General features: G+C 65.5%; 24 protein-coding genes. 5 read left to right on the top strand and 19 right to left on the bottom strand.

What is annotated here, in order from left to right; translation table 11 throughout:
- Positions 1–5: 5 nt before the first annotated feature.
- The 4 genes from WFJ17_RS18050 to WFJ17_RS18035 all read right to left on the bottom strand — a co-directional run bounded on the left by WFJ17_RS18050 (position 6) and on the right by WFJ17_RS18035 (position 5,129).
- Complete coding sequence (locus WFJ17_RS18050) at positions 6–2,723, bottom strand: NACHT domain-containing protein (protein ID WP_336649134.1); 2,718 nt, start codon at positions 2,721–2,723, stop codon at positions 6–8.
- Between the two features lie 320 nt (positions 2,724–3,043).
- Positions 3,044–3,568 (bottom strand): hypothetical protein, encoded by a 525-nt coding sequence (locus tag WFJ17_RS18045; protein WP_292888509.1) that lies wholly within the window; start codon positions 3,566–3,568, stop codon positions 3,044–3,046.
- Entirely contained in the window at positions 3,565–3,939 is a 375-nt protein-coding gene (locus WFJ17_RS18040; protein WP_292888506.1) for a hypothetical protein, read from the bottom strand. Before WFJ17_RS18040 ends, WFJ17_RS18045 begins: the two co-directional genes overlap by 4 nt.
- Before the next feature lie 125 nt (positions 3,940–4,064).
- A complete protein-coding gene (locus WFJ17_RS18035) occupies positions 4,065–5,129 on the bottom strand; it encodes a nucleotidyltransferase (RefSeq protein WP_292888503.1) in 1,065 nt (354 codons plus the stop codon).
- A 535-nt stretch (positions 5,130–5,664) separates the two neighbouring features.
- Here WFJ17_RS18035 and WFJ17_RS18030 point away from each other — a divergent pair.
- From WFJ17_RS18030 to WFJ17_RS18020, 3 genes are read left to right on the top strand one after another with little or no spacing between them, the layout of a single operon-like run.
- On the top strand, positions 5,665–6,006 hold the full coding sequence (locus tag WFJ17_RS18030) for an ArsR/SmtB family transcription factor (protein WP_336649133.1): 342 nt from the start codon (positions 5,665–5,667) through the stop codon (positions 6,004–6,006).
- Positions 6,007–6,011: 5 nt separating this feature from the next.
- The gene (locus WFJ17_RS18025) at positions 6,012–7,271 is read left to right on the top strand and encodes an MFS transporter (RefSeq protein WP_336649132.1); all 1,260 of its coding nucleotides are present in this window, start codon (positions 6,012–6,014) and stop codon (positions 7,269–7,271) included.
- A complete protein-coding gene (locus tag WFJ17_RS18020; protein ID WP_336649131.1) occupies positions 7,268–8,410 on the top strand; it encodes a cation diffusion facilitator family transporter in 1,143 nt (380 codons plus the stop codon). Before WFJ17_RS18025 ends, WFJ17_RS18020 begins: the two co-directional genes overlap by 4 nt.
- Before the next feature lie 239 nt (positions 8,411–8,649).
- On the opposite strand, the gene WFJ17_RS18740 is transcribed toward WFJ17_RS18020, so the two are convergent.
- From WFJ17_RS18740 to WFJ17_RS17950, 15 genes are all read right to left on the bottom strand, one after another.
- Positions 8,650–9,342 (bottom strand): copper resistance CopC family protein, encoded by a 693-nt coding sequence (locus tag WFJ17_RS18740; protein WP_366932887.1) that lies wholly within the window; start codon positions 9,340–9,342, stop codon positions 8,650–8,652.
- 34 nt (positions 9,343–9,376) lie between these two features.
- Positions 9,377–11,263: a cytochrome c oxidase assembly protein gene (locus WFJ17_RS18015; protein ID WP_336649130.1), complete on the bottom strand. Its 1,887-nt coding sequence runs from the start codon at positions 11,261–11,263 to the stop codon at positions 9,377–9,379.
- Positions 11,260–11,724, bottom strand: coding sequence for a DUF3515 family protein (locus WFJ17_RS18010; RefSeq protein ID WP_336649129.1), 465 nt, complete (start codon positions 11,722–11,724; stop codon positions 11,260–11,262). The genes WFJ17_RS18015 and WFJ17_RS18010 overlap by 4 nt, the downstream gene beginning before the upstream one ends.
- A 148-nt stretch (positions 11,725–11,872) precedes the next feature.
- Positions 11,873–13,507 (bottom strand): apolipoprotein N-acyltransferase, encoded by a 1,635-nt coding sequence (lnt, locus tag WFJ17_RS18005; RefSeq protein WP_336649128.1) that lies wholly within the window; start codon positions 13,505–13,507, stop codon positions 11,873–11,875.
- A 1-nt stretch (position 13,508) separates the two neighbouring features.
- On the bottom strand, positions 13,509–14,447 hold the full coding sequence (locus WFJ17_RS18000; RefSeq protein ID WP_292888485.1) for a cytochrome c oxidase assembly protein: 939 nt from the start codon (positions 14,445–14,447) through the stop codon (positions 13,509–13,511).
- A complete protein-coding gene (resB, locus tag WFJ17_RS17995; RefSeq protein WP_336649127.1) occupies positions 14,444–16,126 on the bottom strand; it encodes a cytochrome c biogenesis protein ResB in 1,683 nt (560 codons plus the stop codon). Before resB ends, WFJ17_RS18000 begins: the two co-directional genes overlap by 4 nt.
- Positions 16,107–16,874, bottom strand: a complete 768-nt coding sequence (locus tag WFJ17_RS17990; RefSeq protein WP_292888481.1) for a cytochrome c biogenesis CcdA family protein — start codon at positions 16,872–16,874, stop codon at positions 16,107–16,109. The genes resB and WFJ17_RS17990 overlap by 20 nt, the downstream gene beginning before the upstream one ends.
- Entirely contained in the window at positions 16,871–17,467 is a 597-nt protein-coding gene (locus WFJ17_RS17985) for a TlpA family protein disulfide reductase (protein ID WP_308220674.1), read from the bottom strand. Before WFJ17_RS17985 ends, WFJ17_RS17990 begins: the two co-directional genes overlap by 4 nt.
- On the bottom strand, positions 17,464–17,793 hold the full coding sequence (locus WFJ17_RS17980) for a DUF6804 family protein (RefSeq protein WP_292888479.1): 330 nt from the start codon (positions 17,791–17,793) through the stop codon (positions 17,464–17,466). Before WFJ17_RS17980 ends, WFJ17_RS17985 begins: the two co-directional genes overlap by 4 nt.
- On the bottom strand, positions 17,790–18,332 hold the full coding sequence (locus WFJ17_RS17975) for a signal peptidase II (RefSeq protein ID WP_251440485.1): 543 nt from the start codon (positions 18,330–18,332) through the stop codon (positions 17,790–17,792). The genes WFJ17_RS17980 and WFJ17_RS17975 overlap by 4 nt, the downstream gene beginning before the upstream one ends.
- A complete protein-coding gene (locus tag WFJ17_RS17970; protein ID WP_292888476.1) occupies positions 18,329–19,042 on the bottom strand; it encodes a copper resistance CopC family protein in 714 nt (237 codons plus the stop codon). The genes WFJ17_RS17975 and WFJ17_RS17970 overlap by 4 nt, the downstream gene beginning before the upstream one ends.
- A complete protein-coding gene (locus WFJ17_RS17965) occupies positions 18,990–19,274 on the bottom strand; it encodes a TFIIB-type zinc ribbon-containing protein (protein WP_251440490.1) in 285 nt (94 codons plus the stop codon). Before WFJ17_RS17965 ends, WFJ17_RS17970 begins: the two co-directional genes overlap by 53 nt.
- A gap of 46 nt (positions 19,275–19,320) precedes the next feature.
- Positions 19,321–20,232 carry a cation diffusion facilitator family transporter gene (locus WFJ17_RS17960; protein WP_292888474.1) on the bottom strand — a complete coding sequence of 304 codons (912 nt, stop codon included), beginning with the start codon at positions 20,230–20,232 and terminating at the stop codon, positions 19,321–19,323.
- Between the two features lie 69 nt (positions 20,233–20,301).
- Complete coding sequence (locus tag WFJ17_RS17955; RefSeq protein WP_292888472.1) at positions 20,302–20,964, bottom strand: DsbA family protein; 663 nt, start codon at positions 20,962–20,964, stop codon at positions 20,302–20,304.
- Between the two features lie 90 nt (positions 20,965–21,054).
- Positions 21,055–21,507: a hypothetical protein gene (locus tag WFJ17_RS17950; RefSeq protein ID WP_336649126.1), complete on the bottom strand. Its 453-nt coding sequence runs from the start codon at positions 21,505–21,507 to the stop codon at positions 21,055–21,057.
- 174 nt (positions 21,508–21,681) lie between these two features.
- Here WFJ17_RS17950 and cmtR point away from each other — a divergent pair, with 174 nt between their 5' ends.
- The gene (cmtR, locus tag WFJ17_RS17945) at positions 21,682–22,017 is read left to right on the top strand and encodes a Cd(II)/Pb(II)-sensing metalloregulatory transcriptional regulator CmtR (RefSeq protein WP_292888470.1); all 336 of its coding nucleotides are present in this window, start codon (positions 21,682–21,684) and stop codon (positions 22,015–22,017) included.
- Complete coding sequence (locus tag WFJ17_RS17940; RefSeq protein ID WP_336649125.1) at positions 22,014–24,125, top strand: heavy metal translocating P-type ATPase; 2,112 nt, start codon at positions 22,014–22,016, stop codon at positions 24,123–24,125. Before cmtR ends, WFJ17_RS17940 begins: the two co-directional genes overlap by 4 nt.
- Positions 24,126–24,260 lie beyond the last annotated feature (135 nt).

Raw genomic sequence — 24,260 nt, 5'->3', positions numbered from 1 at the left:
CAACGCTAGCTGAACGCTTGTCCGCGAAGCGTTCGGGTCGCGTACTGCCGGAGGAGACTGACGCCGTAGTGGGCCGTGTCGGGTTGAGTATGGCTGATCGCGTTGATTGTGCGATCCAGCGCGGCCCGAGCTGGCGCCTGGTCAAGAGCTTGGAGAATTCCGACCGATGCGCCGGCGCCGCCACCAATGGTGTCGTTGAGTCGTTCCACTAGGACAAGTGCTTCAGGGATGTCGCCAGCGAATCGCACCAGCTGGCGGGCAAGCATCTGCGCGCGCGCTCGAGGAGTTTGCTCGGATGGCTTGACGTACTTCCTCCCTTCGGTCAGCGTGGTTCGAGCCTGTTTCGCGACTGGGCTCATGCCGTCCTTCCGGTCGCTGAGGTACTTGGTCGCGAGATTCGACAGGTTCTTGCGGCTGAGTTCGTGGAGCGCCTCAAGTGCGATCGCGGCTTCGCGGCCAGATTGCGTCAAAGCGAGACTCACCAGGTCGGATAGGGCGCGTGGGAGCTCTGGCGCGGTTTCGGCGAACTGCGTCATGGCGCTACCCAGGAGAGCTCGTCTGACGTTGGGGAACTCCACGCCGAGATTGTCGAGGTATAGGTCGGCGGCCAACGACGCCCCAAGCGTTGTCACCAAACTCTCTGCCACGGCCATGTCGTATTCCGTCGCGATCTTGACCAACTCGTCGGTGAGGTGCTCCCTCCTCTTGACGAGCCTGCCCGCCGCGAGGAGCCAGGCGTTCCGCCAGTGGCTGGAAGGGGCAAGGTGTCGGAGGTTCGCGAGGATCGTATCGTCGGCCCCATCAGTCAAGGCGCGGGCAGCCATGTACTCCTGAAGGGACCGAACTTCGAACTCGAACTTGGCAGGGCGCCGAGAGACGAGCATTACAACCCGCTCCGTCGATAGCCGGAGGAGCTTGTCCGCGATCGTGTCTGATTCTGCCTCATCAAATCCCGCGGCCTTCAGTCGACGGCGGAGAATCCGGCCGATCTCTGTCTTTGTCAGGACCGCATCTGACTTTCCGGGCTGCTCGGTACGCGCCTGCAGCTTGACGCCGGCTTGTTCGTGTAGGTGGTCGATGTGCTGCCGATGGGTTCTCAATTCGACGAATGCTTCACTTTTCGAAAGCTCACGTTCATACACGACCCTGTAGTAGCGGTCGAAAAGCTCGTATCGATCGGAGGGGAGCTCGACGGCATCTTCGGCGAGAGCCGTCATGATCGTCACCTGAAGCGGCGTGGTCATGAGCCTCTGAGTGACGCGTTCGTGCACTGCCGTGATGAGACGTTCAGTAACTTGTGTCGCCAGATCTGGATCTTCGGCGGTCCGGACGGCCGTCAGCGCCTCAGAGTAATTCAACGCCTCATCCTCGGTGAGCTCAAGAAGCTCAAGCTGCTGGCAAGGTAGTGCATCGCCGAACTCGCCACGATAGCCCTGCGGACGCGTCGTGGCGACAACGAGGACATCGGCTCGTTGCGCGCTGAGCTCGCTCACGAGAGCGCTGATCGCGTCGATGAGCTTGGCTCTCACTTTGGCGTCCGGGACCTCATCGAGACCGTCGAGGACAAGGCATGATGGCCAACTCCGCAGCCAATCCAGTAGCGCAGCGGCATCTGCCGATTTCCCTTCGACAACGATCGAGTCGGCGATGTACCTTAGCAACGAGAACGAGCCCTCGTCGCGCGCTATCGAAGTCCCCACCTTCGCGAGTTCCACAACGATCGGCCATCGGCGGCGGCCCGGGACAGGAATCGCCGCAGTCTCAAGGCGGTCCCGAAGACCGTCGAATGCGTGCTTCGCGTTGGCCCCATATCGAGTGATGTCAGTGTCTCTGAGGAATGCGACCCGATACGCGTGGGCGATTACCTGAGCGATCGTACTCTTCCCCTGCCCCGGCCCCCCGACCAGCACGACGCCTCGCGGGCCTGCGCCTTCTTCGCTCGACAGGATGCGTTCACCGATCTCGATCGTTGTGCGCGCTGCCATCAACCGACCTGCTGACAAGCCTATGGGAGGGTCCTTCAACGTGCAGGGCAGATCGATAGCGATGTCAGCCAGCCGCACCTTAGAGGCATCGCTGTAGCCGGCATCTCCCGTACGCACCCACTGTCGGGTAATCAGCTCTGCGACGGCGTGCCCCGCCAACCGGTCGGCTTCCAAAGCTGTCGTCTCTGACAGAAGCGCCTCAAGCTGCACAAGGAAGTCGCCGGTCACGATCAACTCGAGGTACCGCTGACGAACGGCGGAGTGTTGGTCAAGCATCGTGCGGATCTCGCTGTAGTCCCAGACGAACCAGCCCTTTAATCCAAGATCAGCTGCCGCGTTATTGAGCAGGAGTTCGAACTGGTCCTTGCCGCCTGTGTCCTCGACGCCCGACAGCGAGACGTTGGTAGCGAAAAGCAGATACTCCGGACCCCGCTTCCCAATTCGCTTCTTGCCTGCCCACCCCCGCAGCTCGCTCCGGACTTCATCGATGAACCACTTCCAGTCGGCTGTCGTGGTCGTCGGCTTCTCATGGTGCTTTATCTGGATGACACCGTAACCGTTCCACGTGCTCGAGCTGCCAATAGGGAACTGGACTGGCCCATCGAAGGTCGCGTCTCGCTGTCCATCCGGTCCTGATCCAAACGTCCGGACACCGTTGCCCAGCTCCGCCTTAGCTAGGGCTTGGACCATGTGTTCGAATTGTTGCCAGCCCATACGGTTCAGGTCGTAGTGGCCCATAGAGTCTCTTCCTCATGGATGTGCGACAGGAATACGTGCGTGGTCACGTCCTCACCGTACCGATGACCGCCGGACTTGTGTGTCCGCACTGGGGGTGGTGTTGTGAAACTGCGAGAGGGCCGGGGACGACGGCGCGATGCGTCTGGGTTAGCATCCGATCGACGCCCCCACTGGACGCGGCGTCTAGCTTTGTCGCGCAGAATGCGAGCGGCCGATCACACGGAGACCACGATCTCGGGGCCTCCCGCTTGGCCTGCTGGGGGCTCTTCTGAGCCGAGCAGATTCGGCCCGGATCGCGTCCCTTGGCCGACGGTGGCACATCATCCGTTGATTCGGCGCGATGCGCTGTGGTCATGCTCGCGGATCGCGTTTAGGTAGGCTGCTCTCGCGTTGTCGATACTCGAACGGTCATATGGCGTGTGTCCCGGCAGATCGGAGTCTCGACGTATGCGCGGCGCGCGCCATGCTGCTGACATGGCGGCGCCGGCGACCTTCCTGGTCGTCCGAACTAGTTGCTGGTACGCCGCTGCTATCTGATGGTTCGCCGAGATTTCGAGTAGGGCGCATGACATCGCGAGACGCGATTGGATTTCGCTGATCTGTGCGCTCACCGTTGCGCGCGCGTCTTTGCCGCTTCTCCGCCGGACGATGAACGGAGCTTCCGCGTAGTCTTCGACAGCTCTGAGAGCTTCGCTGTACATGACGGCTCGCTTGTCGGCGCGTGATTGCCGCTGCTGCCACGCATAGCCGCCGACGGCCACCAGCGCGGCCAGGAGAGCGGCGACGATCGTTGCGCCGGCTTCACTGCCCCAGAAGCACCAGTCGAGGATCCCGCACACCTTCACGCGGCCTCCTCCGGAATTCCGTGTGGAGCTTGTTCGACCGGCCAGACTTGGTCGTTTGAACGCCAGTAGTCTTCGGCGAAGAGATGGCGCGCGGTGATGTTCAAGAGCTCGTCGAGGCCGTCGTCGGCGACCCAACGCCGATCACGCGGGTCCCCCGGGTAGTACAGACACAGGCTGTCATCGGGCATTCGATGAGGCGAGGCTGCGCCGACGTCCGCGAAGACTCGCGGGTAGTCCATCGGGTGCAGGCCGTAGAGCTCGTAAGGGGGGTTGCGGTGGAACTCGACTCGAACGCTGACCGGATCTCGGGCGATCACATCGATGGCGTCGAACTCGTAGACCAGCGAGTCCCTGCCTTCGGTCCGCGACATAGTTGTGCCGTATCGTCGGCGTGCACGGGACTCAAGCGGAAGAAGCCAGGCGGGAGAGCTGCCCCACCACGGCCTGAAGATGAACCGCGGGTCTGCGTGCACCACCCGATACGTCTCGAGGCACGTCACCGGGCTCCCCAGGAACGCACGGGGGTGGCGGCGGCCGTCGTTGCAAGCGTCGCGGCGCTGGCCGCGGTGACGAGCGCTGGCGCACCAAATCGAGTGGACGGCTTCCCGGGAGGATCGGCGTGGAAGCGGGCACCTTCACGAAGCAGCTCAGTGCGAGAGGGAGGAGCGAGCATCTCAGCATCGTTGAACAGGTCTGCAAGCTCCTTCTGAGCAAGGATCGGAAATCCTGCCAGGTCGTAGGCGATTGCCTTCTCGAGCTTGTCAGCAGCCTTCTCGAGGCGTTGAACGGCCTCGGCTCGAGGCACATTCAAGCTGATCGGCTTGTCACTCACGCCTGCGGGGTCCTCGGTCTCACCGAGCTTGAGTGCGGCGATCGAGTGATCAAACCAGCTACGCATCGACGAGATCAGCGCCGACTCCGTCATCACGCTGCCGAGCGCAAGCGCCTTAATGTTCCAGGTGCAGAGGGGCGCTCCGTTCTTCCTGTTCCAGTGCTTCAGCAGTCGCACCGTCCGGGCGAACGTTGTCTTGGTCCTCGTGTTCGCCTCTGTGATCATTCGCGTGTGCGCTTCGGGATGCGAGCGATCCCAGGAGGTGTAGTTCGGGATGAACAGACCCGGCGCGCTGGGATTGTCGATGGCCGTGATCACGTCCGCGGTGAAGTCCGGCAGACCTGCACGGATCGGATCACGGAATCTGACGAGGATCGACCGCTTCCTGTCGCGGAACTCGATGCGGAGGCCCTCATACGCATCATTCAGACGGTCACGGATCGCGCCCGCTGCACGCTCCTGCAGTTCCAACGGGCCTTTGCGCCCGGGACCATAGCGTCCGTCCGTGTTGGGAATCACAATTCCGAGATCGACGTCCGTGAGGGGTGTGAGCGCGTCTCCGTGGGCGATGCTCCCGTTGAAGTACGCTCGGGCGCCGGAGAATTCTGCCAGCAGAGCGCTCGCGATCGCGGAGCGCCGCTTCCTGGCTTCGTCGAGTTCCTCGTCGGTCACTTGGATTCTCTGGCGAGCATCCTGAACAACCTTCTCGATCGTCGGATATGCGACCATGCCTGACCACCTTCTGTCGAAATTTCTCAGGAGCGTCCCGAGAAAGAAGGCAGGTGACGATCAGCGTCTACGTTGGCTTGATCGTGCGCGACTTTGCGCCTAGGGTCGAACTGTCCTACCACAGACATTCGGCCCCGACCTGCTCAAGCCCCGGCTCTGCAAGTCGGGGCTTCTGTGTGTAGTTATGTGCTCCCCCATTCTACGTTCGGGGTCCGACATTGACGGGTGGCCGATGCCAAGCAGCCCCCTGCAGCCCTCTGATTACTTCGGTGGTGCCAGGTGCTTCCTTCGGCGGTGCCAGGTGCGCCGCCCACGTTCACGGCTACCGCTCCGCTCCTCGTCGCCTCCACTGCCGCTGGGTTCCGACCCGTGCGACCGCACGTGCGAGCGGGCCGGCTGACTGGCTGGTCTCGACTCGGCTGGTGATGACGGTCGCGAGCGGGCTCGCGTATTTCTGGTGCGCTTCTCTCTCATCCTTGACGTCCCGATTCGCTTGGCCCGTTCCATGACTTGCGCGGCGTTGTAGTATCTATGCATGCACGTAGATAAGCAGCCTAATCCAGATCCGGACAATGCCTTCGTCGAGGTCGCTGTGGAGGTATTCCGTCTGCTGGCGGATGCGACCCGGATTCGGATCGTTCTCGCGTTGCGCGAGGGTGAGCTGTCGGTGAACCATCTCGCAGATATCGTGGATCGGAGCCCTGCGGCGGTATCGCAGCATCTGGCGAAGCTGCGGTGGGGCAAGCTTGTTCGGGTCCGCCAGGAGGGCCAACGGGTGTTCTACCGGCTGACGGATGAGCACGCGATGCGCCTTGTCGTTGAGGCGATCCGCCAGGCGGAGCACACGGTCGACGATATCCCGGGGCACCACACATGATCGGGGTGTTGCGCAACGGCACCTATGCGAAGCTGTTCTCCGCGCAGGTGATCGCGCTGGTGGGCACGGGGCTGCTCACGGTCGCGTTGGGTCTGTTGGCGTTCGATATCGCCGGGGATGCGGCGGGGTCGGTGCTGGGCACGGCGTTGACGATCAAGATGATCGCGTACGTGGGGGTCGCGCCGCTGATCGCCGCTCTGGTGGATCGTCTGCCGAAGAAGGCGGTGCTGGCCACCGCGGATGTGGTGCGGCTCGGGATCGCGCTGACGCTGCCGTTCGTGACCGAGGCGTGGCAGATCTACGTGCTCGTGTTCGTGCTGCAGTCCGCGTCGGCGACGTTCACGCCGGCGTTCCAGTCGCTGATCCCGGCGGTGCTGCCCGAGGCTCGTGACTACACGCGCGCCCTCTCGCTGTCCCGCCTCGCGTACGACCTGGAGTCATTGCTGAGCCCGACGATCGCAGCCGCGTTGTTGACGGTGATCAGCTACAACAACCTGTTCCTGGGTACCGCGGCCGGCTTCGCCGGGTCCGCGATCCTGGTCCTCGGGTCCCGACTGCCCACCCAGGCCGGGGAGCCGGCGCAGCTCACGTTCTGGCAACGGCTCCCGCTCGGGGTGAAGGTGTTCGCCCGGACGCGGACGTTGCGATTCCTGATGGTCGCGAACGTGGTCGTCGCGGCCGGCACCGCGATCGTGCTAGTCAACTCCGTCGTCTACGCCCGCGGCGTGTTCCACCTCGACGCGGGGGCCCTCGCGATCACCCTCGCTTGCTATGGCATCGGGTCACTGCTCGTAGCGTTCAACATCCCGTGGGTCGTGGACCGACTGGGGGTGATCCGCACCATGTTCATCGGCGCGATCGTCATCACCGCCGGCATGATCACCGCAGTGGTCGTGACCGTCGCGACCGCGGACGGGACCGGGTGGGGATGGCTACTCGGCACCTGGGCGATCCTGGGTATGGGTACGTCTCTGGTGAATACGCCCTCGTCGCGGCTGCTCGCGGACGCTTCCACCCCGCAGAACCGCAACCTCGTCTACACAGCCCAGTTCGCGCTCTCACACGCCTGCTTCCTGATCACCTACCCCATTGCAGGCTGGCTCGGCGCGGGAAGTCTCACCATCGCAGCGATCACTCTGGCTGTCATCGCGATCGCCGGCACCATTGCCGCGTCCGTCGCGGCCGCGACAGCCCGCCGCATCGGCCCCACCCCCGCAGAGAGCACTTCCGCGCTTTCCCCTGAACCCGAAGCAGCCGCCCAATGAGCACTCCGCACACCGACGATCACGACGCCCCCAGATCCCATGACCACGCCGACGCTGGTTCCCGCGACCACGGTCCCGAACCCCACGAGCACGGAACCAAGCCCCACGACCACGAACACGAGCACGACGATCACGGGCGTGACCACGGCCACGACCACCGCCATTCGCATGGTGAGCATGGGCATTCGCACCCGACAGGGATCAAGGGGTTCCTCTACGGTCTGTTCGTCCCGCACTCGCATGACGCGGCGGATTCGATCGATGACGCGATGGAGGCGAGCAAGGAGGGCGTGCGGGCGCTGATCATCAGCCTGTTCGTGCTCCTCGTGACTACGATCCTGCAGGCCGCCGTCGTCGCCGTCAGCGGCTCGGTTGCGCTCCTCGCCGACACGATCCACAACTTCTCTGACGCGCTGACCGCGGTCCCGCTGTGGGTCGCGTTCATCCTCAGCCGCCGTGCCGCGACCCGCCGGTACACGTTCGGGTACAACCGGGCCGAGGATCTCGCCGGGTTGTTCATCGTGGTCGTCGTGCTGCTGTCTGCGGTCGTGGCTGCGTGGCAGTCGATCGACCGGTTGATCCATCCTCAGCCGCTGCAGAACGTGGGTTGGGTGATCGTCGCCGGCTTGATCGGTTTCGCTGGGAACGAGGCCGTCGCGATTTACCGCATCCGCATCGGCCGCCGCATCGGATCCGCCGCGCTCGTCGCCGACGGTGTTCACGCTCGCACCGACGGGTTCACCTCCCTCGCCGTCGTCATCGGTGGGATCGGAGTGCTCCTCGGTTTCCCGCTTGCGGACCCGATCTTCGGCATCATCATCTCGGTCGCGATCTTCATTCTGCTGATCGGCACGATCCGCTCCATCGGACGTCGGCTCATGGACGGCATCGAACCCGAACTCGTCGACCGATTCGAGCACGCGCTCAGCCACGTCGACCAGGTCCAGAACGTGGAGCATGTGCGGCTGCGGTGGACTGGCCACCGCCTGGAGGGCGATGCGCTCTTGCGCATCCCGGACATGTCCGCCCGCGACGCCGATCAGGTCGCCACCAGGGCGGAAGGATCCGTGCGCTCGCACATGCCCAACGTCGACGTCGTCAACATCCGCACTCGTACCACTACTCCTGACTCGCACTGACCCCGCCGCGGGACGGTCAGCACGATTGCTGAGCGCCATTCCAGAGATCAGCGCGATCAAGGCAACGGCCCCAGAGTCTTCAGTTGATGCCGGCGACATCGACGAGCTGCCCGCGGACCCAGGATCCGCGCGGCTCTGCGGATCTCGAGTTCCGGCGCGTGGCAGTGATCGTTGCGGGCGCTGTTCTCGGATCGGATCGATCGACCTCTCCGAAGCGAGGCCAGTTGAGGCGCTGCCGCCTATTCCGTTGCCCTTGAGGAGCGGGTCCTAGATCGGAACAGCCAGAACGCGCCCGCGATTAGCGCACCAAGGAGGACAACACCTCCGACTATCCCGAGCACAACGAAAGCTTCCCCGTTGGGGTCGGCGGGCTTTTCCGGAGCGGGAGTGTGAGCTGCCTCCGAGGGGCTCGGAGAGGTCTGCTGTGTCGTGGGCTGTCCCGCTGTGGGGCTCGGGGCCGTTGACGGGCTCGGGGCTCCGGGTTGGATGCGGGTACCGTTGTTGCGGCATGCGGGCTGGTCCCATCCGGGTGCGGGTTTGGTTGCGGCGTCTGGCTGGTATTGGAACTGGTATGACTCTGAGATCGGGTGGCCGTCGCTGGAGACCGCGTTCCAGACGATTGTGTAGGTTCCTGCTGGTCCCAGGGCGACCGGGGTGGTGAGGACGTTGAGGTCGATGGTGGAGCAGCTGTTTTCGTAGTAGAGCCCGTCGGGTCCTTGGACTTGGGCGAAGCTGCTTTGGCTGAAGTCGATGAGATCACCGCTGAAGGTGAGCTCGACGTTTTCCAGGCTGGTGACGGTCGAGTCGGGTTCGGGGTTTGACTGTAAGAGGTTGTCGTGCGCTGCTGCAGGTGATGCCGTCAGCAGAGCTGCCGATGCGGCAGCGGTCAGCGCGATGAGCGCGGTTCGGGCGGTTCGTGTCCAGCGTGTCATGCGTGTGTCTTTCGGGTTGAGGGGGCTGCGGGTCTTAGTGGTTGGGGTGAGGCTGGTCGCTTGCAGGGTGCCGTGCTCGGGCGAGTCTGTGGCGGTTGGCCGTCAGGAGTGTGGCCCCTAGGAGAACGGCGGCGGCGGCGAGGGCGATCGCGCCGGCGATGCGCTGATCGGTCATCGGTGTGACACCCCATTGGCGTCCCATCGCGCCGAACCAGTCCGCCAGTATGAGGCCGTGATCTGTGAGGGCCCACGCCCCAATGCCGGCCACCGCAGCCAGAGCGGCGGCGTACGGCAACATCCAGAGCCGCCGCTCGCCGCGATGAAGCGCTGTGCTCGTGGCGGAGCGGAGCAGGATGGCGCCGGCGAGGATGGTGATCACGATGCGCGTCTGGTGTCCGAGTGGGTCGGACAGCGCCCATCGAAGTCCCGGCCCGGTCGACGTGGCGGCGGTGACCAGGACGAACACTGCTCCGGCGACGAGTGGGTGTGAGAGCGCTTTGACGGGTCGTGAGTCGCCGATTCGGATCAACCATTCGCGGGCGCCGTCGCTCCCGTCTGTGCGGATCGGGAGAGCATCCACCGCGAGGCGGTAGGGGGCTGCGGTGACGAGCAGCGCCGGAACCAGTGTGAGGAGCAGAGCGCGTCCCAGCATGTCGATGCTGTGCAGGTAGTCACCGTAGGCAGCGATGGGACCGCTGGTGACCCAGACGAGCAGCGACATTCCCGCGACCCAGGAACAGGTGCGCAGTCGCGGCCAGGTCTCCCCGCGGCGTCGAAGGCGCCGGGCCGCCCCGAGGTATCCGATGATCGTGAGGGCGGCGATGACTAGCCACAGGACGTCCAGGTCCCACTCGGTGAGCCAGGCCATCGGGGTGAGCGGGGGCGGCACGGGCGCTTCGGTGAGAATCTCCGCAGCGGTCTGGAGAGGCGCCGCGGTGGTGTCGGCGGGCGAGGGTGTTCGCGCGAGTGCCGCGGCGGCTCCGCTGGCGATCCCCATGACGGCGAGTTCGACGGCAATGAACGTCCAGAAGACGCCCCCGCCCGTTGCGCTTCTGTTGATGAATCGCCGGCGGTACATCGCACCGCACGCGCCGAGGATCAGGAGGGCCACGACTTTGAGGGCGAGGACCGTTCCGTAGGGGCTGATCAGGTCGCCCGGTTTACTGATTGATGCGATGGTGCGGGCGACACCGGACATAACGACGATGCAGAACGCGATCAACGCGAAGCTCGAGTATCGTTCCACGATCACCGGCAACCTGCGGGCGGGCAGCGTCGGCCGGATGATCACCAACGCGACGAGCCCGCCCAGCCAGACGGCGGCACCGAGAGTGTGGAGCACCAGCGCCATGACGGCAGCGTCGTGGTTGGCGAGGCTTCCCGAGTGTCCTTGTGTTGCCATCGGAACTGCCGCCGCGACCGAAAGCGCCCATGTGGACAGGGCCACCCAGGGGCCCCGTGCGGCGAAGGTCACGATCGTGATCGTCGCCGCGGTGAGGGTGGTGATGAGCCAGACGCGGCCCAGTTCCGTGTCGATGAGGAACCGTCCCAGTTGTTGACCGAACTCTGTCCCGAGGGACAGTTTCGGGTTGAAGGACGACAGGAAGGTCAGGAAGCCTGTCGCCCCGCTGGCCACCGTGAACACGGCGGCACTGGCTGAGGCTGTGTCGAGTGCCCTGGCCGACTCCGCGTCGCGGCTGCGCAGCAGGAAGGCGGCCAGGGTCAGTGCACCGATCATGACGGACAGGGAGAGGTTGGCGACCAGCTTGGCCGCCGGGAGCCCCCACCGTACGAGCGCGCCGGGATCGTTTACCAGGCGTGGGGCTGCTCCCCCGCCGATAGCGAGCCCGAGGATCATGGTGAACAGCGCAGCGGTGACGAGTATGACGGGGCCGGCTGCTCGGAGCGTCGATGACTTCATTGCGATTTCTGCCCATCTGCAGGAGACGGCGTTGGCGTGGGCGTCGCACATCCCGTGGTGGTTGCCGGGAGTTGCTGCAGGGTGGAAGCGAGTGCGGCAGCGACCTTGTCTGCCGAGAGGATCCGGGTATCGACGATGGCTTCCGCTGCGGGCGTGCGGCCGCTCGTGGTGAGGCGCAGCTGGGGGCTGTTCGTCGCGTCGACGGTCCAGTCGACGCCCTTGATGGTGAGGCATTGCAGGGTGGTCTGCGAGGGGGCTTCGACTCCGCATCGGAGGATGGCCGCCTTGTTGCCCCAGGAGGCTGTGGCCTGCGCGTCAGTCCATTGCCGTTTCAGGCCTTCGATCGTGTCGGGAAGGCGCACGGACACGTTCGCGCATCGGGGATCGTTGGCCGCCGGGGCAGGGTCCAACGCGATCGTGGTCGTGCAGCCCGTCACCATCGCTGCGGCGACCATCAGCATGAGGACTCCTGCTGCGGTCCGCCTCCGTACGGGGTGCTGTGTTGTTGTGGGTGAAGCTTCGGGGCGAATGTTGGAACCTCCGGGCAAGGTTGGCGGTGGGGCGGGGCGGATGTCGCGCGCGCTCGCGGCGGGTGGGTCTGGTTGGTGTTCAGCTGGCATGGCCCTCGACCGGTGATCGGCTTTCCGGTGCCGCCGGTGCATCGGCGGGATCCCGCGGACGTCGTCGCCGATGGATGATCCCGAGGCTGAGCATCGCGCCCACGGATAGGAGCGGGAATAGCCCGGTGCTCCGCGGGCCGATGACCGAGGCGGGGGTTCGCCCGGTGCGCAGCGGGAGGGTGGTGACCGTGCCTGCGGCGGTTTCGACGGGGAGGGTATCGATGACGGTGCCGTCTGGGGAGAGGGCTTGGCTCGTTCCGACCGTGGAGATGTTGACGACCGCGCGCCCCGTTTCGATGGCCCGCATCTTGGCGAACACCAGTTGCTGGAGGTTCTCGCTGCTGCCGCGGAAGTCCGCGTTGTTGGTCTGGAAGACATACAGCTGGGCGCCATGGTCGAACCCGTCCCAGATCACGCGGTCGAAGATGACGTCGAAGCAGATCGCGAGGCCGATGGGCACGCCGCGCAGGTTGACGACCGGCGCATTGCTGCCCGGGGTGTATTCGCGCTGGATGAGTCCGACAAGGTCCGGGACGAGCCGCTCGTAGAACCAGCGGTCTGGCACATACTCCCCGAAAGGCACCGGGTTCACCTTGTCGTGGAGTTGACGGTTCGTGGCGTCCGGGTCCCAGAGGAAGGACGTGTTGAAGGTGCGGCCGTCGCGGGTGGTTGCCCCGTTGGCGAGGAGTGGGGCGCCGACCGAGGTCGTGACCTGGGTGAGCGTCGCCGCCGTGTCTGGGGTCGCGAACGCGTCGGAGTCCACGGAGCCTTCTGGCCACACCAGGAGGTCGATGCGGGCACCGCTGATCCGCTCGGAGACGGTCTTCTGCGCCACGAGCACGTCGCCGGGATTCTTCTGATCGAAATAGCCGGCCGGGCCATTGCCCTGAACCCACCCGACGGTGAACGTGCCGGCATCGGTGGTGGGGAACTGAGGAACGATCAGCATCACGGAGACTGTGATCGCGGCCGGAAGTGCCCCACGGCCGAATCGCCAACCGCCCGCGCGCGCCCATTGCAGCAAACCTGCTGCGACCGCAGCGATGAGGAAGGAGAGACCGGTGACCCCGGTCCAGGAGGCGACTTCGCGGAACGGCCCGTCGACCTGCGTCATGCCCAAGCGTGCCCACGGGAACCCGTTGTAGGGCCATGCTCCGATCACGACCTCCCGGCTGACCCAGATTCCTCCGATCAGCAGCGGGACCAGGATCAACTGTGCCGCTGATCGGCGCGTACCCCGGGCCGTCCACCGGTAGGCGAGGACGATCGGCACGGCTCCTGCTGCGGTGAGGAGGGCTTCGAGACCGGACAGTGCGAGACGCGGGATCGGCCCCAGGAACTGGCCGACCCACGCCAGGTGGAGCCCGTAGAACACGGCCCCGAAGACGACGCCGACGAGAAGTGCTGCGCCGACCGATCGTCCGATGAGCGTCGCGAGGGACAGGCCGACTCCGACCAATGCCATCGGCCACCAGCCGGTCGGCTGATAGGCGAGGTTTAGCGCGAGCCCGGCGACTGCGGCAACCGGCAGCGCCAGCCTCAGTCGCATCAACGGGCCCTCCGTCCCTGGCTGTGTGGGCGGGGCGGTCGTATCGGTGGCACGACGGTGCCTGAGCAGCACCATGTCAGCGTCCGTTTCCGTGCAGGTTTCGGAGGTATTCGTTGTAGCTGGCCAGTTCGGTGTCTCCGTGGGCGTCTTTGTACCGGTCGTCCGCCGCGGTCCGGGTCGTGTCATCGCGGAACCAGCGGTGCATGACGTAGAGCAGCATCAGAACCGTCGGCGCCTCCCCGTAGGACCAGGCGAGACCGCCGGCGAGGCGCTGGTCCTCCAACGGGTCAATCCCGAGCGCGGTCGTGGTGGCGGTGAAGTCGACGACGAGCAGGCTGGTCGCCATCATCAGGAACACCCCGAAGAACGCGTGCAGTGCTGCTTCGGCGAACACGTCCAATGCGCGGCCGGGGTGACTGAACTTCGAAGGCAGCGGATCGGACGACAAGACGGGGATCGTGAAGAGGATCCCCGCGACGAGGAAGCCGATCTCCAGCGCAAGATGACCGCCGGGGGTGGCGAGGACGACGTCGGCGAATCCGGCGAGATAGAGCCCGTAGAACGCGGCCAGGTACAGGGGCAGGGTCACCCAGGGGCTGAGCGCCCATCGTGCCGCGGGGTGCCGAAGTCCCGCATGAGCCGTGCGCAGCATCACGACACCGACCCCATGGTGCGGTGTCGCACGAAGGAGCAGGGTTCCCGGGGATCCGAGGATGAGCAGCGGGGGGACGGTCATCATGAGCGTGAGCTGCTGGAACATGAAGACCGACAGCAGGGCATACCCGTACGCTTCGACACCGAGCCCGGTCGTCGCGGCAAGCACCAGGCAGCCGAGCAGGAAGCACACCGTTCGCCAGAGAGGCCACCGTCGACGCTGACGACGAAGACGAACGACCCCGAGCAGGTACGCGATCGCGAGCACGGCAGCGAGCACCGGCAGGGTCGGAAACGGCCCCTGCACGGGCAGGAGGAGGTTCGTCAGCGTCGGCGCGTCGTCCGGAATCCAGGGAGTCATCGGTTCTCGCTGCCCCGACGGTCATCGTGATACTGCCGTGCGTGGTGCTTCGCCAGCGCTGTGACGGCGCCCTGCAGGGTGGGGTCATCGCCGCGGGCGAGCCCGGCATATTCGACCACGATCCCGTCCGTCACGGACCGTGCTTTCACCCACATCCGCCGGCGCGGCAGGAACAGGCCCGCGAACAGTCCGAGGGTCGCGATAATCGCGAATCCCAGTACCCAGCCGCTGCTCGGGTCGTGCTGGATCTGAAGCGACGCGAAACGCTTCACCGGCGCGGCCGACGAGGAGATCTCCCAGGTGACCGTTCCCAGCCCGTCGGGCAGGTCGGCCGAGGTTCCGGGGGTGAGTTTGAGGGCCTGGACGCCGGTCTTCCCGCCTGTTCGTTGGGTGAGGCCTGAGGTGTCGAGCGTGTAGACGGAGCGGGGCGTGCCGTCGTCGATGCCGAGATCTCCGCTGTACACGTTCATGGTGAGGACCGGGTTGATCACGTCCGGGTAGATCGAAGTGAACGCGCCGGAAGGGAGGGTGCCCTGCGTGGGGTAGAAAAACCCGACCAATCCGAGTTGTTCCGGCATCCCGTCGACGACTTTGATGACACCGAGCGAGGTCATGTTCGTGTCTTGCGGCAGGAACGGTTGAGAGTCTCGGTAGACGACGTCCCCGCGGGCGTTTCGGACTGTGAGGGTGGGCGCATAGCCGTTGCCGAGCAAGTAGATCCGGTCGCCGGCGATCGTCAGCGGAGCATTCACCCGTACGGACAGGTCCTGCTTCTTGGCCGTATCGTCGCCCCGCACCGTCACATTCGCCGAGAAGTCCCCCGCCTGACCGGCGCCGGGCGCGCCAGGCAACTGGTAGGCGACCTTGAAGTCGTTGAGCCTGAGCGAGTACGGGGTGAGGCCGGCGCCGTCCACGAAACGTCCCGGGTTGAATGAGGAGTAGTCGCTGAGGGCGTTGACGAACGTCGTCCCCTCCACCACCACCCGTTGGCCGGTGTACGCGAAAGATCCGCCGATAGCGACGGAGACGATGATGCCGACCAGCGCGACGTGAAAGACCAGGTTCCCGGTTTCGCGGAGGTATCCACGTTCGGCGGAGACTGAGCTCCACCCGGGCCCGGCGTACAGCTCGACTCGATAGCCGGCCTTGCGGAGAAGACCCTCGGCGAGTGTCATGGCCCGCTCCGTGCTGTCGTTCTCACCCGCGGTGACGGGGAGCGTCGTCTGCGTGTGGGCGCTGAGGCGTGACAACCGCGCAGGAGTTCGTGGCGGGCGCGACCGAAGCGCTGTGTAGTGGTGGCGGGCGCGAGGCACGACACAGCCGACCAGTGAGGTGAACAGCAGCAGGTAGATCGCGGAGAACCACGGCGACACGTAGACGTCGAACAGCCCGACACCGTCGACGAACGCAAACAGGTCCGGGGTGTCCCGTTTCCATTGGGTGACGCCGTTCGGGTCGGCGCTGCGCTGGGGGAACAGGGAGCCGGGTACGGCTGCGACGGCGAGGAAGAGCAGCAGCACCAGGGCGGTTCGCATGCTGGTCAGCTGCCGCCAGGCCCAGATCGGTATCCCCCGCAGGCCAATCTGGGGCTGCGTCACGTCGACGGGGGCGCTGTCCAGGTGGTCGTCCGGCCGGTGCGGGTCGACACCGACTTCGGTGTCAGAGCGGGAGGGGAACACGGATCACCACCTGTTGCAGAGCCGACATCAGGGCCGTCCACACGCCGGTCACCATGAGAAGGCCCAGCAGAATGAGCATGACCCCGCCAGCGAGGTTGACAACGCGGATATGGCGGCGCACGAAGCCCGCGGAGCGGGTCGTCCATCCCCACCCGACGGCGAGCAGCAGGAACGGGATGCCCAGCCCGAGAGAGTACGACAGTCCCAGCAGACCGGCCCGCCACGGATCGCCAAGGTTCCAGGACATGGAGAGAATCGCGGCCAGAGTGGGGCCGATGCAGGGGGTCCAGCCGAGGCCGAGAGCGACACCCAACAGGGGCGCTCCGATGAGCCCGATCTTCTTCGGCAGTCGCGGTCGGATGGTTCGCTGCGCGGTCGCGAACACGCCGACGAAGACGAGGCCGAGCAGGATCACCACGCCGCCGAGAACGCGGACGAGCACGGCCGTGTACTGCTGCAGCAGGAGCCCGATTGTGCCGCCCAGGATCGTCACGGTGATGAACACCGCCGCGAACCCGAGAATGAACAGCGCCACGCCCAGCAGAAGCCTGCCTCGTGAGCGCGTGCTGGTTGCCGGTGCGGTGGAGCTTCGGGGCGAGGGGTCGCCGCCGAGGGCACCCACGTATCCGAGGTATCCGGGCACGAGCGGCAGCACGCAGGGCGAGACGAAGGAGACAAGACCGGCGAGAGCCGCGAGCGGCAGTGCGATCCACAAGGCACCGTCGACGATGATCTGACCGGAGTTCACCGCGACTCCGCGAGGGTGTCTTTGACCAGACTGGCGAGTATCGAGGAGCTCGGCAGCTGACCGATGATGCGGGCGGCGACCCGCCCTTGCCGGTCGAGGACGACCGTCGTGGGTGTCGCCTGGATGGGTGTCACCCGGGCGAAGGCGAGCTTGACGGTTCCCTCATCGACGTCCATGACGCTGGGGTACGTGATGCCGTTGTCGCGGGCGAACGACAGCGCGGTGGCGGGCTGGTCGTAGGTGTTGACGCCGAGGAACCCCACGTCCTGCTCTTTGTACTTCTGCCACACCTTCTCCAGCAGCGGCGCTTCGACGATGCACGGACCGCATGCCGCGTACCAGAAGTTGACGACGAGGACTCGTCCCTCAAAGTCGCGGCTGGAAACGGTCTCTCCGCGCTCGGTTCTCCCTTCGAAGGTGACCGGGTCTCCTCGCTCGGCACGGGGAATCTCAACGACCTGGAAGTTGCCCGCGATGTACCCCTTCTCGTTGCCGCCGCGGTACTGCTCCGTCAGCGGCCCATTTGCTGCGCAGCCGGTGAGGGCGAACAGGAGAACTGCTCCGGCAACCGCGGCTGCTCGTCGAATACTCACGGGTGCCTCGTCTTGATCACGGCGCCCGCGGCGAGGAACACCAGTGCGGCGACAGGTTGAGCGATGTCCCAGACGATGCCTGAGAACGGGAACGGCAGCACGGGGTTCCACACCACCGCGATCGCGACGAAGATCAACACCCATGCCCACTGTCGGGCTCGGAATGCGAACCATCCGACGATCAACGCCAGGATCGCCGTCGCGAACAGCGCCACCAACTTCCAGGATCCAGCCGGCAGGATCGGCGAGAGGAACAGCACCACCGCCGCGATCAGGGACGGGGCAAGCGCGTTGCGTTGGAAAGGTGCCGGGTCACGGGGTTTCATACACGCTGGCCTGAGTTCGGGGACGTGGCACGGTGCTCGAGCGCGGCGCTGACCGCCTGGTTCCTTGATCGGCGTCGTAGCCAGGCGCCGACGCCGATCACCAAGAAGCCGACGCCGAGCGCGATGTCCGCGAGGTTTCCGATGAACCATGTCCCGTAGGCGAGGAAGTCGGTCACATACCCGCGGCCGAACGCGGGGGGCGCGAAGACACGATCGATCAGATTCCCGATCGCTCCACCCAGCAGGAACCCGATGCCGATGGCCTGGGCCCGTGTGCGGGTGCGAAGAGCTGCGACGAACAACAGCACGGTGACTCCTGCGCCGAGCAGGGTGAGAAGACCGGTGACACCCGATCCGAGGGAGAGCAGGGCGCCCGGGTTGAAAGCCAGGGTCAGCCCGAGGAAGTCACCGAGCAGAGGGATCCTCTGTTCGGTGCTCAACCATGTCATCGCGGCTACCTTGGTGGCCTGATCGATGACGGCGACAAGGCCGGTGACGACGCAGACGATGAAGAACCGGCGTGCTTGTCCGTGTGTCATTGCTGTGCCTTCGCTGGTGTGTCCGTGTCGACTTGTTCGGCACGGTCTCGTTTGCGGCGTTGCCATCCCGCGTACATCACGACGCCGGCTGAGGCCCCGAGAATCGCCCCGAAACCGAGAACGGTGAGCACACCGATCTGCCCCAGGTCCTCCCGCGGCGGGGCCTCCTGGTAGGGGACGTCGTCTGGTTCAGGAGAGGGGGTCGGTGATTCGTCCGCCGCGGGAACGGTGTTCGTTGCCGCAGTGACGTCGTAGGTGAACGAGTCGGTGACGGTCTTGCCATCGCGCCCCATGATTCGCCAACGCACGGTGAAGGCACCGGTGCTGCTGGTCTTGCGGACGGGTTGGATGACCGTTCGATCCTGGATCCTGGGGTTACCGTCGGCGAGCTCCTGACCTGCCGCATCGGTCACTTCGACGACGATGTTGCTGTCGAGGGCGTGCATGAGTCCGGTGAACGTCAGGGAGATCTCGGCCGGTGCGACGTCGATTGTGGTGCCCGCGGCAGGTGTCGATGATTCCAGCCCGTCTTCCGCGGCTGCGGGAAGGGCGGCCGACATGGCGAGGGCGACGCCGAGCAGCGTCGCCGTCCCGCCGGCAATGACACGTCGAGGCCATTGCCGGCGGGACGAGTGCGCTCGTGGCGACGCGTGACTCTCAGAAATCAAAGAGGTCACCGAATCGCCGCCGCCCGCCATGGTGCCCTTCACGGCTGGCGTGATGACCGTTGCCCCGGTTCTGCCCTCGGTCGTAGGTGGGCATGGGTGGGGCGTAGCCGTTGCTCGCCGGCGGTGCGGGCTCGGTGAAGCCTGTGCTGCGCTCGATGATCTTGTCCAGCTCGCCGCGATCGAGCCAGACCCCGCGGCACTGTGGACAGTAGTCGATCTCGATGCCTGACCGGTCTGCGATAAGCAGGTCGGTGGCGTCAATGGGGCATTTCATGGTGACTCCTTCGTTTTTTCCGGTTGCGCGTCCTGGTCGGTGCCAGTCACGCGTGGCTTACGTGTTCTTCCGGGTGTGAGCGGGGCTCGAGCTGGAACGTCGAATGCTCGACGCTGACGGGGAAGTGTTCCGCGACGCATTCCTGCAAGGAACGCAGCAGATCGGCGGATTGCTGGGCGGTGAGCCCGTCGTCGACGACGACGTGTGCGGTGAGCGTGGGCAGGTCGGTGGACACCTGGGACGCGTGCAGATCGTGGACCTCCGCGACGTGGTCGAGCTCCTTGAGGTGGCGGCGCACTTCGTCCAGGTCCAGCCCCGGAGGGGTTGCTTCGAGAAGAACGCTCGCTGAGGCGCGCAGCAGGATCAGAGTCCGGGGGATGATGAGCGCGGCGATCAGGATTCCTGCGACCGCGTCCGCCTGGTACCAGCCGAAAACGGCGATGAGGATGGCGCTGATGATCACGGCGACGGAGCCGAGCGCGTCATTGACCACTTCCAGGAACGCGGCCCGCATGTTCAGGTTGTGCTTCCGGCCGCCGAGCAGCACGATCAGCGACGCCACGTTGGCGAGCAGGCCGATGATCCCGAAGAAAAGCAGGCTGCCCGATGCGATCTCGGGCGGTTCGAACAGGCGCCGGATGCCCTCCACGAGAGCGAAGATGCCGACCGCGAGCAGCAGCGACGCCTGGGTCAGGGCGCCAAGGACCTCTGCCCGTCGAAGACCCCAGGTGTGCTTCTGGGATGGCGGACGGTTCATCAAATGCGCCGCTGTGACGGCGAGAGCGAGACCGATGACGTCGGTCAGCATGTGCGCTGCGTCGACGAGCAACGCCAGGCTCCCCGTGATGATCGAGCCGACGACTTCGACCACAAAGAACGAGACCGTGATCCCGAACGCTATGAGGAGGCGCTTGCGTGGGGTCGTCTCGCCTGCGTCATGGCTGTGTCCTGCACCCATGATGGTTTCCTTTCACCAGGTGGCGGATCGGGCCGGGGTGGCGACGGTTCGCCACCCCGGACGTTGAGGTCAGTTCTTGTTCTTCGTCGCGGAGGCGACGGCGTTCTCCAGGTCGTTCTGCTTCTGCAGCTCCAACCGCTTGCCGTCAAGGAAGAACGTCGGGGTGCTGTTCACGCCGAGGTTCTGGCCGTCGTTGAGGTCCTGCTCCACTCGCGTGATGGTGGCGGGGTCCGCGACGGCCTTGTCATAGGCCGCCATGTCCAAGCCCAGCTCGGTCGCATATCCACGGAACACGTCAGCGCGCGACGTTTTCGCTTCGGCCCAGTCGGGTTGGGTCGCGAAGAGACGGCGATACATGTCCTCGAATCGTCCCTGCTGGGCAGCCGCCTCGGCGGCGACAGCGGCGTTCGTCGAGTTGAGGTGGCCGGGCAGGGGGAAGTAGCGGACGACGTAGGTGATCTTGCCGGCGTAGGTCTTTCGAAGCTCTTCGACGACTGGGTACCAGGCGCCGCACGCCTCGCACTCGAAGTCGAGGAACTCGACCAGCGTGACCGCCCCCTTTCCGCCCTCGTCGAGGACGTGCGAGTTGGGTCTCTGGACTGGGGGCGGCCCGGCCGTGGGATCCGGGGCGGCCTGAGCTGACGGGCGTGTGAGGGCAAAGACCAGCACGATGATCAACAGGACGACGATCACGGCGGCGGTCACGATCGTCGCTTTGACGGACGTTCTCATTCGGGGTACTCCAAACACAGGTACGGCGGCAGAAACCTCGGAGGAAGCTCCGGGGTTCGAGGCATCATCGGCAGAGGATGATGGCCGTACTCAGGTTCGGGAAAGACCCAGCTGTGACAGGGACGGACCGGTCGTGCGCGGGAGAAGGTAGCGCATCATCGACAGACGGAACGGAAGCTCTCGCCGAGGGGCGAGAAGACCGACGAGCGTACGCCGTCGCAGCAGCCCCCTCAGCGCGAGGGCAAGGATGAGGCCGCCCAGCGCCCCCAGAATGCACAATGCCCCGGCGCTGAGGGAGCCGTACTCTCGCTCGGACGCTGCAGGAGCGTCCGAGGACGATTCCGCCGCCGCGGCGTGCGTCATCGCCGAGTTCGGGAGTGCGCTGCTGGTCGCCGTGTTTGAGGGGGCTTGGCCGCCCTCGAGGTGCGATGCTGCGGCGATGCCGGTGACGAGCAGTATCGCCAGGCCGAGGATGCTAATGATTTGCATTATCAGCGCCGCGTGACTCCGCTGCTCGCACTGGGTTCCAGCCGAGAGGGTCACATGCCAGATGATACCCGGTCGTCCCACGAGAACCTGATGAAGGAGCCGATAATCGGACGGGCAGCGGCGCTGAGACCGCCCGTGCGACCTGCGTCGAGCACCCGGCGGCTTCCCGTGAGAGAGCAGCCAGGATCTCGACCATCCAGAATTCACCCTTCGCTGTATAGTCAGTGCATGCTGACTATTGCTTCCCGTCTAGATGTGATGAACCGGCTGGGGAGGGCGATGGCGGACCCGACCCGAGCCAGAATCCTTTTGGAGCTCTTGGACCACCCCGGGTATCCCGCGGAGCTCGCGCGGGACCTCGACCTCACGCGCACCAACGTGTCCAACCACCTGGCGTGCCTGCGTGGCTGTGGTCTGGTCGTCGCGGCGCCGGAGGGGCGCCGCACCCGGTACGAGATCGCCGACCCGCACCTGACGATCGGACTGCGGCACCTCCTCGAGGCCGTGGTTGCCGTCGATGAAGGGGTCAGTTGCGTCGACGAGAACTGCGAGTGCTGCGCATGAGCGAAGAGTGCTGTGGTTCTGATGAGCAACGGCAAACCGTTGGGCGCAAACGTGTCGAGCTGCGACGCTCACAGGCAGGAGGCGACGCCTGCTGCGCGGTGAGCTCGGCGACTGACAGCGTCGATCTCGCCTCTAGGTCGTCTGAGGCCGATGCTTGCTGTGGTCCGGATGGGGCCGCGGTTGCTGCGGTGGCCGATGTGGCCCGCCCGTCGTGGTGGCGCGACTCCGCGCTGCTGCCGTCTGCCCTGTCGGGGGCGTTCCTGGCCGTGGGGTACGGGCTGGAGTGGGCGGGCTTGCTCATCCCTGCGTTGGTGTTGCAATGGGCGGGTCTGCTCGTCGGCGCCTACACGTTCGCCCCTGGGGCGATACGTCGTCTGATGCGTGGTCGTCTTGGTGTCGGCCTCCTGATGACGATCGCCGCGATCGGTGCGGTCTTGCTCGGCCGCGTCGGTGAGGCCGCAGCCTTGGCATTCCTGTTCTCCCTCGCCGAGGCACTCGAGGACCGGGCGATGGACCGCGCCGAAGAGAGCCTGCGCGCCCTGCTTTCGTTGATTCCCGACACCGCCCGTATCTCCCGGCTGAGCGGAGACCTGACGGTCCCTGCCCAGGATGTCCGAGAGTTGGACATTCTGGTCGTCGGTGCCGGTGAACGCGTACCGACGGACGGTGTTGTCGTCGAGGGGCGCTCCAGCCTGGACGCCTCGGCGATCACCGGTGAGTCGATCCCGGTCGAGGCAGGACCCGGCGACTCGGTCATGGCCGGATCCGTGAATGGGGCGGCGACACTGCGGATCGAAGCGACCGCGGACGGTCGTGACAACTCCTTGACCCAGATCGTGTCCCTGGTGGAGCAGGCGCATGCTCGCAAAGGCAACAGGGCACGTCTAGCCGACAAGATCGCCCGACCTCTTGTCCCGGCCGTTCTGGTCGCGTCAGCACTCGTTGCACTGTTCGGGATCCTGATTGGCGACCCGTGGACGTGGATCGAACGTGCTCTCGTCGTTCTCGTCGCGGCCTCACCCTGTGCATTGGCGATCGCGGTCCCGGTCACGGTGATCAGTGCGATCGGAGCCGCGTCGAAGTTCGGTGTCGTGGTCAAATCCGGGGAGGCCTTCGAACAGCTCGGGACGATCCGCACTGTTGCCTTCGACAAGACCGGCACCCTGACCCGCAACGAGCCCGCTGTCGCCGAGATCTTCCACACTCCCGGTGTCAGCAACGACGAGCTCCTCGCATGGGCGGCGGCCGTCGAAGCGAGCAGCACCCACCCGCTGGCCGCGGCGATCACCAAAGCGTCCTCCTGCCCCGGAATGGCGACGGGGGTGGTCGAAGACGCCGGGCGCGGTGTATCCGGGACCGTGGACGGGCGGCGGATCCGGATCGGGAACGTGCGATGGATCGATCCCGGTCCTGCTCGCGACGTCGCGGAGTCGATGTCCGCACGAGGCATGACCGTCGTCGTCGTCGAAGCGGACGGAGTCATCGCCGGGTTGATCGGCGTGCGAGACGAACTGCGCCCGGAATCGGCCGAAACGATCCGAATGCTGCAGGAGCTGGGGATCGATGCGGTCATGCTCACCGGTGACAACGCCCGCACCGCCCGGGCGATCGCATCGGAGGCAGGCATCATCGATGTCCGCGCTGAGCAGCTCCCCGCCAACAAGGCCGCGGCCATCGACACTCTTGCCGAGACGCAGCCGACCGCCATGGTGGGCGATGGCATCAACGATGCCCCCGCCCTCGCGGCCGCGACGGTCGGGATTGCAATAGGCGTGAACGGCTCGGCCGCCGCAATCGAGTCAGCCGATGTCGCATTCACCGGACACGATCTCCGCCTCATACCCGACGCACTTGCCCATGCCCGCCGCGGCCGCCGCATAATGACGGCCAACATCGGTCTCGCCCTGGCCGTGATCATCGGACTCTTCCCGCTCGCGCTCCTCGGTATCGTCGGGCTCGCCGGCGTGGTGTTGGTGCACGAGCTTGCAGAGATCGTGATCATCCTCAATGGCCTTCGAGCGGCCCGCCGCCCCAAGCCCGACCGCCGGATGTCACCGCTCGCCGAACTGTCGCCGAGGCTTGCCACGGATAGTGTCGACGTGCAATAGCCGCCCCCGGCTGCGGGTCCGTGATTCGGCCAGCCTCCGAGGGCTCATCGCACAGATGTCGACCCAACGCGATGTGTTGCGGTGCCACGGCGGGAGCGTGGGACATTTCTTTCATCGAGCTGGGAAAGCACCACC

It is taken from the genome of Microbacterium sp. MMO-10, from assembly GCF_037148715.1.
Taxonomy (GTDB): Bacteria; Actinomycetota; Actinomycetes; order Actinomycetales; family Microbacteriaceae; genus Microbacterium.
This window is presented reverse-complemented; position numbering and strand designations above follow the sequence as displayed.